The 15,304-nt window shown below is 64.8% G+C and carries 13 protein-coding genes; 12 read left to right on the top strand and 1 reads right to left on the bottom strand.

Translation table 11 applies throughout. The features are described 5' to 3' along the window. Positions 1-73 precede the first annotated feature (73 nt). The 4 genes from NCS28_RS20250 (at position 74) to xylB (ending at position 4,546) form a co-directional block, all read left to right on the top strand. Complete coding sequence (locus NCS28_RS20250; protein ID WP_250515531.1) at positions 74-847, top strand: SEN1982 family lipoprotein; 774 nt, start codon at positions 74-76, stop codon at positions 845-847. A gap of 17 nt (positions 848-864) precedes the next feature. Beyond that, on the top strand, positions 865-1,905 hold the full coding sequence (locus tag NCS28_RS20245) for a LacI family DNA-binding transcriptional regulator (protein WP_250515530.1): 1,041 nt from the start codon (positions 865-867) through the stop codon (positions 1,903-1,905). A gap of 78 nt (positions 1,906-1,983) precedes the next feature. Further along, entirely contained in the window at positions 1,984-3,768 is a 1,785-nt protein-coding gene (locus NCS28_RS20240) for an IlvD/Edd family dehydratase (protein WP_250515529.1), read from the top strand. Positions 3,769-3,778: 10 nt separating this feature from the next. Continuing rightward, entirely contained in the window at positions 3,779-4,546 is a 768-nt protein-coding gene (xylB, locus tag NCS28_RS20235) for a D-xylose 1-dehydrogenase (RefSeq protein ID WP_250515528.1), read from the top strand. 17 nt (positions 4,547-4,563) lie between these two features. Here the strand turns inward: xylB and NCS28_RS20230 are convergent, their stop codons facing one another. After that, positions 4,564-4,830 (bottom strand): hypothetical protein, encoded by a 267-nt coding sequence (locus NCS28_RS20230; protein ID WP_250515527.1) that lies wholly within the window; start codon positions 4,828-4,830, stop codon positions 4,564-4,566. A gap of 321 nt (positions 4,831-5,151) precedes the next feature. Between NCS28_RS20230 and NCS28_RS20225 the strand changes: the two genes are divergently transcribed. The 8 genes from NCS28_RS20225 (at position 5,152) to NCS28_RS20190 (ending at position 14,987) form a co-directional block, all read left to right on the top strand. Beyond that, on the top strand, positions 5,152-6,276 hold the full coding sequence (locus tag NCS28_RS20225; RefSeq protein ID WP_250515526.1) for an MBL fold metallo-hydrolase: 1,125 nt from the start codon (positions 5,152-5,154) through the stop codon (positions 6,274-6,276). A 126-nt stretch (positions 6,277-6,402) separates the two neighbouring features. After that, positions 6,403-8,028 carry a methyl-accepting chemotaxis protein gene (locus NCS28_RS20220; RefSeq protein WP_250515525.1) on the top strand — a complete coding sequence of 542 codons (1,626 nt, stop codon included), beginning with the start codon at positions 6,403-6,405 and terminating at the stop codon, positions 8,026-8,028. A 12-nt stretch (positions 8,029-8,040) separates the two neighbouring features. Beyond that, positions 8,041-8,511, top strand: a complete 471-nt coding sequence (locus NCS28_RS20215; protein ID WP_250515524.1) for a chemotaxis protein CheW — start codon at positions 8,041-8,043, stop codon at positions 8,509-8,511. Then, on the top strand, positions 8,508-9,836 hold the full coding sequence (locus NCS28_RS20210) for a CheR family methyltransferase (RefSeq protein WP_250515523.1): 1,329 nt from the start codon (positions 8,508-8,510) through the stop codon (positions 9,834-9,836). The genes NCS28_RS20215 and NCS28_RS20210 overlap by 4 nt, the downstream gene beginning before the upstream one ends. After that, entirely contained in the window at positions 9,833-10,567 is a 735-nt protein-coding gene (locus NCS28_RS20205; RefSeq protein WP_250515522.1) for a chemotaxis protein CheW, read from the top strand. Before NCS28_RS20210 ends, NCS28_RS20205 begins: the two co-directional genes overlap by 4 nt. Continuing rightward, positions 10,564-12,828 (top strand): hybrid sensor histidine kinase/response regulator, encoded by a 2,265-nt coding sequence (locus NCS28_RS20200; protein WP_250515521.1) that lies wholly within the window; start codon positions 10,564-10,566, stop codon positions 12,826-12,828. Before NCS28_RS20205 ends, NCS28_RS20200 begins: the two co-directional genes overlap by 4 nt. After that, positions 12,825-13,823: a chemotaxis response regulator protein-glutamate methylesterase gene (locus NCS28_RS20195; protein ID WP_250515520.1), complete on the top strand. Its 999-nt coding sequence runs from the start codon at positions 12,825-12,827 to the stop codon at positions 13,821-13,823. Before NCS28_RS20200 ends, NCS28_RS20195 begins: the two co-directional genes overlap by 4 nt. Positions 13,824-13,868: 45 nt before the next feature. Continuing rightward, positions 13,869-14,987 (top strand): diguanylate cyclase, encoded by a 1,119-nt coding sequence (locus tag NCS28_RS20190; protein ID WP_284505265.1) that lies wholly within the window; start codon positions 13,869-13,871, stop codon positions 14,985-14,987. The last annotated feature ends 317 nt before the right edge of the window (positions 14,988-15,304 follow it).

Here is a 15,304-nt window from a genome sequence, read left to right as displayed (position 1 = left end):
CCCGTGTGAAAGTAGGTAATCGTCAGGCTCCTTATGCTCCAAACAAAAACCCCACCCCTGCAAGGTGGGGTTTTTGCGTTTTGGAGTCGAAATCCGTCGAGATGATCGGTTCCGACACCATCCCATCTCCAGTGCAGGGTTTCAGTCGGTAGAATGGCGTCGAAAGGTTGTAACCATCATGCCGACCCTTTCCGGAGCGCATATGAGAACGAGCCTGTTGATTGCCGCCGTCAGCGCCGCGTTGCTTGTCGCGGCGTGCGGAAAGAAGAACGACGCAAGCGAGTCCAGCCTGGGCGCCGCGATTTCCGCCGACATGAAAACAAACCGCGGTCTGCTGTGCCTCAATCGAAGCGGTCGCGGGCCGTACGCGTTCCCATCGGTTTATAGTAATCGCGATCTCAACGAGTATTCGGCCGCGGCACTGCGCGAACAACTCGCCGCGCTCGAGAAAAGCGGACTCATTGCCCGCGCGGCGCCGACCGCGGCGAACGCCAACGCCAGGCAGAACGGGATCGCGTACGGACTCACTGGCGAAGGGCAGAAGTACGCGGTCGAAACCAACCGCCCCGCCGGCGATCCCAACGCCACGAGCGATCCGCGCGCCTGGACGCTCTGCTATGCGCACGTCAAGCTGGACAAGGTCGTCGGCTGGACCGAGCCCGATCCCACGGCCCATCGCTCGGACGTTACGTACACGTACAAGCTCGAAAGCGTCGCCCCGTGGATGGACGATCGCGACATCAAGCGCGCCTTTCCCGACGTAACCGCCGCCGACCGTGAAGCCGGCGAAACGAAGCTGCACATGATTCTGGAGCAGCGCGAGGACGGCTGGGTTCGGGTAGATTGACACCCCCTGAGTCACGCATGCCGCCATCCTCCTTCGATCTTCACGCCGCTCCGCCGCGCATGTCCGACGTCGCGCGTCTCGCCGGCGTCTCGAAGATGACCGTCTCCCGCGTGCTCGCCGGCCACAGCGTCGCGGATGCGACGCGTGAGCGCGTCCAGAAGGCAATCGACGAACTCGGCTACGTCGCCGATGCCGCCGCCGGCGCATTGTCGTCCGGACGTTCGGAATTCGTCGCCGTGCTGGTACCGTCGCTCGCGAGCTCCAACTTTTCGGACACGGTGCGCGGTCTATCGGCGTCGCTCGAACCGCATGGCCTGCAATTGCTTATCGGCGACACGGACTACCATCTGGATCGCGAGGAACGGCTCGTGCGCTCGATGCTGCGACATCAGCCGCGCTGCATTGCGCTGACGGGTTCACGTCATACGGAAGCGACGCGCACGCTGCTGCGCCGCTCCGGCGTGCCTGTCGTGGAGATGTGGGATTCGCCTTCCGATCCGATCGATGCCGCCGTCGGTTTCTCGAACGTCAGCGCGGCGAAAGAGATGGTGGGCTATCTTGCCGACAAAGGCCACGAACGCATCGGCTTTCTCGGCGGGGCGAGCGAACTGGACCGTCGCGGCCTGGATCGTCTGAAGGGCTTTCGCGCGCAGATGAAGGCGCTCGGTCTCGACGACGAACGCATCGTTCGTCTGGGCGATTCTCCCATCACGATGAGTCACGGCGGCCCCGCGATGGCCGCGTTGCTCGACACCTGGCCCGACACCCAAGCCGTGATGTGCGTGAGCGACATGTCCGCGTTCGGCGCGATAATGGAATGTCACCGGCGCGGCCTCGTCGTGCCGGACGATATCGCCGTCGCGGGCTTCGGCAACTTCGAAGTGGCCGCGTGCTGCACGCCATCGATCACGACGGTCTCCGTCGACGCATACGGCATCGGCTTGCGCACCGGTGCGACCTTGCTCGCGGCACTGGAAGCGCGCGAAGAAGGCATCGTCGGACCGAGCGGCAAGCGCGTGCGCGTAGCCTATTCCGTGGTGCCGCGCGAAAGCGCCTGAGCCGAAGCGGTGCCCCGATGCGTGCTAACATCGAAACGAATGTTACCGGTAACGACACTATAAACAGAGAGACATTCCATGCCCCAACAGAAATCCAGGCGACTGCGCAGCCAAGAGTGGTTCGACGATCCCTCGCACGCCGACATGACCGCGCTGTACGTCGAGCGTTTCATGAACTACGGCCTGACGCGCGAGGAATTGCAGTCGGGCCGTCCGATCATCGGCATTGCGCAGACGGGTAGCGATCTCGCGCCGTGCAATCGCCATCACATCGAACTCGCCGCGCGTACTAAAGCGGGCATTCGCGATGCCGGCGGCATTCCGATGGAATTTCCCGTGCATCCGCTCGCGGAGCAGAGCCGCCGTCCGACTGCCGCGCTCGATCGCAATCTCGCTTATCTCGGTCTGGTCGAAATCCTGCACGGTTTTCCGCTCGACGGCGTCGTGCTCACCACGGGTTGCGACAAGACCACGCCCGCGTGCCTGATGGCCGCGGCCACCGTCGACATGCCCGCGATCGTGCTCTCCGGCGGTCCGATGCTCGACGGCTGGCACGAGGGCAAGCGCGTCGGTTCGGGCACCGTGATCTGGCATGCGCGCAATTTGCTCGCGGCGGGCGAGATCGATTACGAAGGCTTCATGCGCCTGACGACCGCGTCGTCGCCGTCCATCGGCCATTGCAATACGATGGGCACCGCGCTCTCGATGAACAGTCTCGCGGAAGCGCTCGGCATGTCCCTGCCGACGTGCGCCAGCATTCCGGCCGCTTATCGCGAGCGCGGGCAGATGGCGTACGCGACGGGCAAGCGCATCGTCGACATGGTGCGCGAGGATTTGAAGCCGTCGGAGATCATGACGCACGACGCGTTCATCAACGCGATCGTGGTCGCCTCCGCGCTCGGCGCGTCGACGAATTGCCCGCCGCATCTGATCGCGATCGCGCGGCACATGGGCATCGAATTGAGTCTCGACGATTGGCAACGCCATGGCGAACAGGTGCCGCTCATCGTGAACTGCATGCCTGCGGGTGAATATCTCGGCGAGAGCTTTCATCGCTCGGGCGGGGTGCCCGCAGTCATGCGGCAACTCGACCAGGCAGGACTCATCAAACGCGATTGTCTGACCGTGTCGGGCCGCACGATCGGCGAGATTGCGAACGATGCGCCGCCCGCCGACAACGAAGTCATCCGCACCACGGGCGATCCGCTGAAACATGGCGCGGGTTTCATGGTCCTGTCGGGCAATTTCTTCGACAGCGCGATCATGAAGATGTCGGTCGTCGGCGATGCATTCAGAAAGACGTATCTGAGCGAGCCCGGCGCGGAAAACGCGTTCGAAGCGCGTGCAATCGTCTTCGATGGTCCCGAGGATTACCACGCGCGCATCAACGATCCGTCGCTCGATATCGACGAGCATTGCATCCTCGTGATTCGCGGCTGCGGCACGGTGGGTTATCCGGGCAGCGCGGAAGTCGTGAACATGGCGCCGCCCGCGGAGCTGATCAAGCGCGGCGTCGATTCGCTGCCCTGTATGGGAGACGGACGCCAAAGCGGCACGTCCGCGAGCCCGTCGATTCTCAACATGTCGCCCGAAGCGGCGGTGGGCGGCGGTCTCGCGCTCCTGCGCACGAACGACAAGATTCGCGTCGATCTGAACGCGCGCAGCGTGAACGTGCTCCTCGACGAAGCCGAGCTCGAAAGCCGCCGCGCGCAATCCGCATTCGCCGCGCCGGTTGCGCAGACGCCGTGGCAGGAGTTGTATCGACAAACCGTGGGGCAGTTGTCGACGGGCGGATGTCTCGAGCCCGCGACCCTGTATCTGAAGGTGATCGAAACGCGCGGCAACCCGCGCCATTCACATTGAGCGAGCCGCCATGTCCTACGCCATCTACCCGAGTCTTGCGGACAAGCGCGTCGTCGTGACGGGCGGCGGCAGCGGCATCGGCGCGGCGATCGTCGAGGCGTTCGCGAAGCAGGGCGCGCGCGTGTTTTTCATCGACGTCGCCGAGGCCGATTCGCGGCAGCTCGAACAGGCGCTCGCGAGCGAGAAGCATGCGCCGAAGTTTCTGCATTGCGATCTGCGCGATACGGCCGCCATCGAAAAGGTTTTTGACGACATCGCCAGCGAAGCCGGTTCGATCGACGTACTGGTCAACAACGCCGCGAACGACGATCGTCATCAGTGGGACAACGTGAGCGCCGCGTACTGGGACGAGCGCATGGCCGTGAACCTGCGGCATCAATTCTTCTGCGCGCAGGCCGCCGCCAAGCGCATGCGCACCCAGAAGCACGGCGCGATCGTGAACATGGGCTCGATTTCGTGGCATCTCGCGCTGCCCGATCTCACGCTCTACATGACCGCGAAGGCCGCGATCGAAGGACTCACGCGCGGGCTCGCGCGCGACCTCGGCGAGCACGGAATCCGCGTGAACACGGTGATTCCTGGCGCCGTGCGCACGCCGCGTCAGATGAAGATGTGGCAATCGCCCGAGAGCGAGGCAAAGCTTCTCGCGCAGCAATGCCTGCATGAGCGCATCGACCCGGAGCACATCGCGCGCATGGTGCTGTTTCTCGCATCCGACGATGCGGCACGCTGCACCGCGCGCGACTTTTACGTCGATGCGGGCTGGTTCGGGACGTAACGCATGACGTAACGCTTTCAGAGGCGCGCGTCGCGCCGCCGCACGAGCTTCGGCGTCGCCTTGACCGTCGGCATCGTGCCGCTTTCGATGCAATGCTGCACGGCGTCGGCGGCTTCGTGATAGCCGCGTTCATCGAGCCAGTGCCAGACCGCGGCGAGAAAGAGACCGAGTCCCGCCTGCCCGCAATGGGCGATTACCTCGGCGATGCCTTCAGCAAGCGCCTCGTCGCGGCCTTCGGGCCGCATCGCACTCGCTACATGCGATGCCGCCCGCGATACCAGCATCGCATGCATCGTATGCAGTTGCGGGTTAAAAGTGCGTACGGCGTTTTGTCTTTGACTGCTGCCCATGGGGCCCCCGTTTCTGGCACCGACGTGCTGCGTGCCCTATCGATTTTCGAATGCGCCGTTTTCGGCTTGGATGGGCGAATGCAAGAAGTGGGCCGACGCTTCGCTTTGTTCGGAACATTCTCTTTCGCGCCTTGTGCGGCGGCGAAGGGCGCATATTGCTAGTTCCGCAAGGAAAATCGTGCAAAAACGATTCGACATGCATTTCGTACAATCTAGAGCCGTATGCGGCACGCAATTCATCAAAACATGCGTCTTATGTCCTACATTTGGTCCGCTGTGTTTGCGCTGCTCGCCGGTTGCTCGTCAACAACGACCGCGCGTAGTGCGGAGCCCGCGTCCGCACCGGCATCGCAAGCGCCGCAAGCGCTGCACCATGCGAAGCGCACCTTGTCCGGCTTCGAAAACGACTACGGTCATCTGCCGCGGGAATCGTTTCTGAAGTGGCGCTGGGAGCGCTTCACACAAGGCTTGCCGAAGCCGCCCGCGAACGACTATCACTTTCCGATGGCGCATCCCGACATCGCGTGGCTCAAGGCCAACCGCAGCGCCGACACGCTCACGTGGATCGGCCATGCGAGCGCGCTGGTGCAGATCGACGGCGTGAACATCCTCACCGATCCGGTGTTCTCGGAGCGCGCATCGCCGTTCTCATTCGCGGGCCCGAAACGCCACACGCCGCCCGGCCTCACGCTCGATGAACTGCCGCACATCGATATCGTGCTCATTTCGCACAATCACTACGATCACCTCGACAAGCCGAGCATCGAGGCGCTCAACGCCCAAGCGGGCGGCCCGCCGCGCTTTCTCGTGCCGCTCGGCATCAAGCAGTGGATGAACGACATCGGCGTGACGAACGTCGAAGAACTCGACTGGAGCGACGAGACGCACGCCGCCGGGCTCGATATCTGGTTCGTGCCGAGTCAGCACTGGTCGGCGCGCACGCCGTTCGACCGTGCGGAGACTCTGTGGGGCGGCTGGGTCGTGAAGACGCCGGCGGGCGCGGCGCATCCGTACTCGTTCTATTTCGCGGGCGACACCGGCTATTCGCCGGACTTCCGCGATATCGGCGCGCGCTTCGGCGGTTTCGACCTCGCGCTGATTCCGATCGGCGCCTACGATCCGCGCTGGTTCATGCACGCGCAGCACGTCGATCCCGAGGAAGCCGTGCGCATCTTCCAGGACGTCCACGCGAAGAAGGCGATCGGCATTCACTGGGGTTCGTTCGAACTGACCGACGAGCCGCTCGACGAGCCGCCACGCCGTCTCGCCGACGCCGTGCGCCGCGCCGGTCTGCCCGCGGACGCTTTCACCGTGCTGAAACACGGCGAAATGATTCATCTCGACACGCCGAACTCAAGCGCGCCCACAATCGGCCGATAACACGGTCTGGCGGCGCAGCTTTCACGCGCAAGAATTCATCCTACAATTGAGACGTCTCGTCTTCGAGGCGGCTCGCGGTTGCGCGCGGCACGGCAACCGTCTTTATCAACTGATGAGGCTTATCGCGTGAAGCAACTGTCCATTCGGCATCGCATTCTTGCCAGCTTCGGCATCATCCTTTCCCTGATGCTCGTCATGGCCGCACTGTCGTACACGCTGCTCGGCGGAATCGATCGCGAAGCAAAGAGCCTCGAAGACGATTCGATGCTCGGCTTCTCGCTCTCCAGCGAACTGCGCGCGGCATGGTTCGAGAACTACACGATCACGCAACGGCTCGTCTTCATCGATAAAGACGCCGAACAGACGCGCCGCGACACGCAGCGTCTCACCGAAATGCGCGCCACGATCGACAAGCTGATGGACACCTACGTGCCCACCATCTTCGAAGACGAAGACCGTCGCCTCTTCAACGATTTCAAACGCCAGCGCGATCTCTATCTTCCGGTTCAGGACCAGACGCTGCGCGAACTCGCCACGTCGAAGGACACAGCCGCCGCGACCTTCAACACGCGCCTCACGCCGGTATGGGAAGCGGGACAGACCGCGACGCGCGCGCTCGTCGATCACAACGAGACCTTCAACGCCAAATCGGTGGAAAGCATTCGCGGCTCGGTGCAGAAGTCGGAAGCGACGCTCATCGTCATCATGCTGACTGCGATCGGGGCGGCGTCGGTGCTCGGCTTCATGCTGATGAAGGCGTTGACAGCGCCGATGCTGCGCATGGTAGATGTGGTCGACAAGATGCGCACCGGCGACTTGACGCAGCGGCTCGCGCTCGCGCGCCGCGACGAATTCGGCACGCTCGAAGCGGGCTTCAACCGCATGACGGACGAATTGACGGGTCTCGTCGGCCAGGCGCAGAAGTCGGCGGTGCAGGTGACGACATCGGTGTCGGAAATCGCCGCGACCGCGCGCGAGCAGCAGGCCACCGCGAGCGAGACGGCCGCGACGACCACGGAAATCGGCGCGACCTCGCGCGAGATTTTCGCCACGGCGCGCGACCTCGTGCGCACGATGAACGAAGTGTCGGGCGTGGCGGAGCAATCGGCGGCGCTCGCGGGCACGGGCCAGGCAGGACTCACGCGCATGGAGGAAACCATGCGCCTCGTGATGGAAGCGGCGGGCTCGGTGAACGGCAAGCTCGCGATCCTCAACGAGAAGGCGGGCAACATCAATCAGGTCGTTGCGACCATCACGAAAGTTGCGGATCAAACCAACCTGCTCTCGCTGAACGCGGCGATCGAGGCGGAGAAGGCAGGCGAGTATGGGCGCGGTTTCGCTGTCGTCGCGACCGAGATTCGCCGCCTCGCGGATCAGACGGCCGTCGCCACGTTCGACATCGAGCAGATGGTGAAAGAGATTCAGTCCGCCGTCGCGGCGGGCGTGATGGGCATGGACAAGTTCTCGGAGGAAGTGCGCCGGGGCATGCTCGACGTGCAGCAAGTGGGCGGGCAACTCTCGCAGATCATCCATCAGGTGCAGACGATGGCGCCGCGCTTCTCGATGATCAACGAAGGCATGCAGACGCAGGCCACCGGCGCGGACCAGATCTCGCAGGCGCTGTCGCAACTGTCCGAAGCCGCGCAGCAGACGGCCGAATCGCTGCGCCAGTCGACGCAGGCGATCGACGATCTCACGCACGTCGCGAACGGCCTGCGCACGGGCGTGTCGCGCTTCAAGGTGGCGGCTTAAAGCCGCGCCGAGATGCTCTTCGTCCAGTTCACGCTCGGGTCCGACCGTTATCTGCTCGACAGCGCGCAGATCGAGCGCATGCTGCCGCTCGCGCCGCTGAAGGCGTTGCCGGGCGCGCCCGCATGGGTCGCGGGCGTGCTCGATTACGAAGGCGCGAGCGTGCCCGTCATCGACGTCGCGGCACTTGCGCTTCTTCGTGCATCGCAGGAGAGACTGTCGACGCGGCTCGCGCTCGTCATGTATCCGCGTTGCGGCGATGACGGCGTGACGACGCATCATCGGCTCGGTCTTCTGCTCGAACAGGCGACGCGCACCGTGACGTTCGATGCCGCCTCGTTCAGCGATGCGGGCATCGACACGCCGCACGCCCGCTATCTCGGCCCGCTCACGCGCGACGATGCGGGGCTGCTGCAATGGGTGCGCATCGAGCATTTGTTGCCCGATGACGTGCAAGCGCTGCTCTTCGCCGGGAGCGACGCATGAGCGCGTTGCCGAATCCGTTCATCGATGCCGGTCACGGCGAGCCGTTCGGCATCGGCCGCTTCATCGAGCTTTTGCATCGCACGATCGGGCTCGATGCCGAATCGATCGGCGCGAACTCGGTGTCGCGTGCGGTGCGCGAGCGCTACACACTGTGGCGCGGCGAACAGGGCGGCACGCTGGACGACTACTATCGCGCGGTCACGCAAGATGCCGCGCGCATGCAGGAACTGATCGAAGCGGTCGTCGTGCCGGAGACATGGTTCTTTCGCGATCCCGAAGCCTTCGCCGCGCTCGCGCGTCTTGCGCGCGTGCGTCTGCACGAGCGGCCCGCGAAGCCGGTGCGCGTGTTGAGCGCGCCGTGCTCGACCGGCGAGGAAGCCTATACCGTTGCGATGGCGCTGATCGAAACGGGCATTCCCGCCGAGCGCTTCACGATCGAGGCGATCGACGTGAGCGAACGCGCGCTCGCCATTGCGCGCCGCGCGCACTACGGGCGCAACGCGTTTCGCGGACGCGCGCTCGATTTTCGCGAGCGTCATTTCCGCGCAATCGATGGCGGCTGGCAACTCGATCCCGCCGTCGCGCAAAGCGTGCGCTTCTCGCAGGCCAATCTCCTGCAACTCGATACGCACGCGTTCGAGCGCTTCGATTTCATTCTGTGCCGCAACGTGCTGATCTATTTCGACCGTGACACACAGCGCGCGGTCTTTCGCGTGCTCGATGGACTGCTCGCGCAAGGCGGCACGTTGTTCGTGGGCCCGGCGGAGACGGGTCTGCTGATGCGCGAGGGCATGAGCTCCGCGAACATTCCGCTCGCATTCGCGTTTCATCGGGCCGAGCGCGAAAGTATCAGCGTCTTCGACGCCGCGTGGCCGAGTCTGCCCACCGTGAAAACGCCGCCGCCGATGAAGTCCGCGTTCGTCCTGCCTGCATGGGCCAGCGTGCCGCCTGCGGTTCGCGCGGCGCCGCTGACGGTAACGAAGGCGCGCGAAGAAACGCGCGTTCAGCCCGAGCCCGCGAATGGCCTCAAGCATGCGCGCGAACTCGCCGACGCCGGACAACTCGACGCCGCCGCGAGCGCGGCGCATGCGTATCTGGGCGTGAATCCGTCGAACGCGGATGCGTACTATCTGCTCGGCGTAATCGCCGATGCGCGTGGCGAGCATCAGACATCGCGCAGTCATTATCGTCGCGCGCTGTATCTCGACCCCTTGCATCGCGAAGCGCTCACGCATCTGGCCGCATGCCTTTCGCTCGACGGCGACGAAAGCGGCGCGCGCCTGTTGCTCGCGCGCGCGGAACGTGTGACAGGGAGCGCGCGATGAACGCCCGCGATATCAACGTCACGATCGACATCGACGATTGCTGGAATCGCATCGGCGTGCGCGGCGATGCGTCGTGCCCGAAGCTCGAACGCTACGTGCATTGCCGCAATTGCCCGGTTCACGACGAAGCGGCCGCGCGCGTGCTCGATCGTGTGGAAGCGCGCACGTCGATCGAACGGACGAGCGCGGTCTCGTCGAAGGAAACGCAGAGCGGCGGCGAGACCGATACGATTTCGTGCCTCGTGTTTCGCATCGGCGGCGAATGGCTCGGCCTGCCGACGACCGTGTGCGCGCAAGTCGCTCAGCTGCGTCCGGTGCATTCGCTGCCGCATCGGCGGCATCGCGCGGTGCTGGGTGTCGTGAACGTGCGTGGCCGGCTGGCCGTGTGCGCGTCGCTTGCGCGGCTCTTCGGCATCGAGGAACGCGCCGTGAAAGATGCGTCGCACAACCAGGCTCTCGATGCGCGCGAACTCGGCCGTCTGCTCGTGATTCAGCGCGCGCAAGGCCGCGATCATCACGCGAACGGCGCGCATGAAGGTCCGATAGCGTTTCCCGTCGATGCTGTCGACGGCGTGCATCGTTTCACGAGCGCAAAGCTTGAGCCCGTGCCCGCGACGCTCGCGCAGCGGCTGGCATCGCATGCACATGCGGTCGCTGAGTTCAAGGACACGACCGTCGGTCTGCTCGACGCCGATCGTCTCATCGACAGCATGAACCGGAGCCTCACATGACGAGCATCGATCCGGGCCGCTCGTCGTTGCTCGAACTCTTTCAGGAAGAAGCGCGCGGCCAGGCGCAGATTCTTTCCGATGGTCTCATCGCGCTCGAACGCGCACCGCGCGATCCCGTCACGCTCGAAGCGTGCATGCGCGCCGCGCATTCGCTGAAGGGCGCGGCGCGCGTGGTCGGCGTACCGGTGGGCGTGACGCTCGCGCATGTGATGGAAGATTGCTTCGTCGCCGCGCAGGACGGCCGCGTCGTGCTCGACGCGGGCTATATCGACATGTTGCTGCGTGGCGTCGATCTGATCGTGCAGATCGGCGAGGCGCGCGACATCGATGCGCAAACGGCGCTCGAACGCCATGTCGATGCGTTCGTCGATGCGCTCAACGCGCGTCTCGAAGGCACGGAAGCGGCCGAAGCGCCGCTTTCGAGCAACGCCGCCGTGGATCTTTCGCAAGAGCTGACGCTCGACGAAACGCCCGATCCGGTTCAGGCGCCTTCGCGCACGAACGAAGCCCGCATGTTGCGCATGCGTGCCGACACGCTAGATCGCCTGTTGAGCCATTCGGGCGAATCGCTCGTGGAATCGCGCTGGCTGAAGCCGTTCTCGCAATCGATGCTGCGCGTGAAGCGCATTCAGCACGATGCGAGCCGCGCGCTCGAACGTCTGCACGAAACGCTCACCGAAACGAACGCGGCGCAACTCGATGCTCGCGCGCACGCCGCGCTCGACGACGTGCGGCGCCTGACGGCCGAAGCGCATCGTCAATTGAGCGAACGCCTGGCGGAACTCGAAAACTTCGATCGCCGCTCGACGCATCTCGCGCAGCAGATCTACGACGAAGCGCTCGCGTGCCGCATGCGTCCCTTCGTCGATGGAACCGGCGGCTTCGCGCGCATGGTGCGTGACGTTGCGCGCGGCCTCGGCAAGGACGTGCGCCTCGTCATCGCCGGCGAAACGACGCAAGTGGATCGCGACATTCTCGATCTGCTCGACGCGCCGCTCGGCCATCTGTTGCGCAACGCGGTCGATCACGGCATCGAGGAACCGTCGCTCAGGCGCGCGCTCGGCAAGCCCGAGGCCGGCACGATCACGCTCGAAGCGCGCCACAGCGCGGGTTCGCTTTTCATCAGCGTGTCCGACGATGGCGCGGGCGTCGATCTCGATGCATTGCGCCGCGCCGTCGTGCGCAAGAATCTGGCGAACGAGGAAACGGCCGCGCGTCTCACCGAAGCCGAGCTGCTCGAATTCCTCTTTCTGCCCGGCTTCTCGATGCGCGATGCCGTCACGGATGTTTCCGGACGCGGCGTCGGCCTCGATGCGGTGCAGGACGTCGTGCGGCAAGTGCGCGGCAGCGTGCGCGTGACTCAGGAAGCGCACGCGGGCACGCGCTTCACGTTGCAATTGCCGCTCACGCTGTCGGTGATCCGGAGCCTCATCGTCGAGGTCGCGGGCGAGCCTTACGGCCTGCCGCTCGCACATGTCGCGCGCACGCTGGTGCTGCCCGCGAGCGCCATCGACACGCTCGAAGGCCAGCAGCACTTTTCGTTCGACGGCAAGCGCGTCGGCCTCGTCACCGCGCATCAGATCTTGCAGACCGCCGCATTCGAAGCGGCGAGCGATGCGCTCAACGTCGTCGTGATCGGGCAGGGCGCGGCGAGCTACGGCATCGTCATCGATCGCTTTCTGGGCGAGCGCATGCTCGTCGTTCAACCGCTCGACAAGCGGCTCGGCAAGGTGCGCAACATCGCGGCGGGCGCGCTGATGGAAAACGGCGATCCGCTGCTCATCGCCGATCTCGACGACTGGCTGCGCTCGGTCGAAAAGCTCGTCGGCAGCGGCGAACTCGGGCGCGTGGGGGCGGGCGCGGCGCGCGCGAGCGTGGCGAGTGCGAAGCGCGTGCTCGTCGTCGACGATTCGCTCACCGTGCGCGAGCTGGAACGCAAGCTGCTCGCGTCGCGCGGCTACGACGTGTCCGTCGCGGTGGATGGCATGGACGGGTGGAACGCAGTGCGCGGCGAGCGCTTCGATCTCGTCATCACCGACATCGACATGCCGCGTCTCGACGGCATCGAACTCGTCACGCTCATCAAGCGCGATGCGCAGCTTTCCGCCCTGCCGGTGATGATCGTGTCGTACAAGGATCGCGCGGAAGACCGTCGGCGCGGCCTCGATGCGGGCGCGGACTATTACCTCGCGAAAGGCAGTTTCCACGATCAGGCGCTCATCGACGCGGTGCGCGATCTCATTGGTGAGGCGAAGTCATGAAGATCGGCATCGTCAACGACGTATCGCTCGCTGTCGAAGCGCTGCGGCGCGCGCTCGCGGCGCGTCCCGACTTCGAGATCGCGTGGGTCGCGCACGACGGTCAGCAGGCGATCGACTATTGCGCGGCGCACACGCCCGATGTCGTGCTGATGGATCTCGTGATGCCGAACGTCGATGGCGTGCAGGCGTCGCGAACCATCATGGCGCATTCGCCGTGCGCGATTCTCGTCGTCACCGTGGATGTCGGCGCGAACGCATGGCGCGTGTACGAAGCGATGGGCGCGGGCGCGCTCGATGCCGTCGATACGCCCACGCTCGCCGGCGCCGATGCGCGTCGCGGCGCGGCGGCGTTGATCGCGAAGATCGATCAGATCGGCGCGCGGCTCGCGTCGTCGAGTGCCTCGCCCGCAAGCATGTTGAGCATGCCGAAAAGCACCGCGCGGCTCGTCGCGATCGGCGCATCGGCGGGCGGCCCGGCCGCGCTCGCGACGCTGCTCGGCGCGTTGCCGAAGGACTTCGCGGCGGCGACCGTCATCGTGCAGCACGTGGATCGCGCGTTCGCGGAAGGCATGGCGCAGTGGCTCGACGCCCAGTCGGCGCTGCGCGTGCGCGTTGCGCGCGAGGGCGACAGACCCGTGCCGGGCGAAGTGCTGCTCGCCGCGACCAACGATCATCTCCATTTCGCCGATGCTTCGCGCCTCGGCTACACCGCCCATCCCGAGCAACTGCCTTACCGGCCTTCCGTCGACCTGTTCTTTCAGAGCGTGACCGAGCGCTGGACCGGACGCGCGATCGGCGTGCTGCTGACGGGCATGGGCCGCGACGGCGCGATCGGCCTGAAGGCGATGCGCGCGAAGGGCTATCACACGATCGCGCAGGACGAGGCGACGAGCGCGGTGTACGGCATGCCGAAGGCCGCGGCCGCCCTCAATGCGGCGGTGTCGATATTGCCGTTGCCGCGCATCGCCGACGCCATCGCCACGGCATTCGACTGATCACGCAACGAACCAATCGATAAGCACTCAATAAAGGACACGTTCATGAAACTTCCTCATCCCGATCCGCTGGCCGAGCGCGCGAGACGGGCCGCGTCGGCAGCGGCGGCGAGTCTCGAGCGCGCGGGTTCGCGCGCGATGGCGGACGAGCGCGCCGTGTCCGACTTGCTCGCAGCCGCGTTGAACGCGCCGCCCGCGGCCGAGTTGCCGGTGATGGTCCTGCTCGTCGACGATCAGGCGATCATCGCGGAGGCGCTGCGCCGCGCGCTCGCGGATGAGGCGAACGTCGATCTGCATTACTGCGCCAATCCGGAAGAGGCGCTGCGCACCGCGCAGGAAACGCGGCCGACCGTGATCCTGCAAGACCTCGTAATGCCCGGCGTCGATGGCCTGACGCTCGTGCGTCAGTACCGCGAGCATCCCGCGACGCGCGACATTCCGATCATCGTGCTCTCGACGAAGGAAGAGCCGCGCATCAAGAGCGCGGCGTTCGCGGCGGGCGCGAACGATTACCTCGTGAAGCTGCCCGATACGATCGAGCTCGTCGCGCGCGTGCGCTATCACTCGCGTTCGTATCAGAACCTGTTGCAGCGCGACGAAGCGTATCGCGCGCTGCGTCAGTCGCAGCAGAAGCTGCTCGAAACGAATCTGGAGTTGCAACGCCTGACGCATTCGGATGGGCTGACGGGCTTATCGAACCGCCGTCGTCTCGATGATTATCTGAATGCCGAATGGCGGCGCGCGGCGCGCGAACATGCGGCTATCGGATTCCTGATGATCGATGTCGATAACTTCAAGTCGTACAACGATACGTATGGGCACGTCGCCGGGGACGATGTGCTGAAGCTTGTCGCGCATACGATCGAGACGAGCCTCAGCAGTCCAACCGATCTGGCCGCGCGTTTTGGCGGCGAGGAGTTTGCGGTGGTGTTGTTGTCGTCGTCGGCGCCGGGATTGAGGTTGCTCGGCGAGAAGATACGCATCGCGGTGGAGGCGTTGAACGTACCGCACACGGGTTCGGCGAGCGGGCGTGTGACGATCAGCATCGGCGGGGCGACGCAGATGGCCGTTCACGACGATGCGTCGAAACAGCTCGTGGAAGCGGCGGATCTCGCGCTGTATCGGGCGAAAAGGGATGGGAAGAATCGGGTGGTTATTACATGATTCGATGTGCGAAGCGGCGTGCAAAAAACAGCGCGGCGGCATGTTTGCGTCGTGATGAAAAACGGATTCAACGCACATGAAACCAGTTCTGGCCAGTGCTCTGCATCGCCGCTTTGACAGTCGGAGCATGGCAGAACAGCGCACAGCTGACGTTCTCGATCTGCAAGGGATAGGGCTAACCTGGCTTCTAGCAGCAAGCCGTTCGGCACTTCTCTGACGCATCACTGACACGGAAGTACGGCGGCGCTCCTTCTCACAGGGGCGTCGCCGCTACGGAGTCAATGACGCACATTACCGGGATCGACGGTAACTCCAAC

Origin of the sequence: Caballeronia sp. INDeC2, from assembly GCF_023631325.1 — a bacterium.
Lineage (GTDB): Bacteria > Pseudomonadota > Gammaproteobacteria > Burkholderiales > Burkholderiaceae > Caballeronia.
This window is presented reverse-complemented; position numbering and strand designations above follow the sequence as displayed.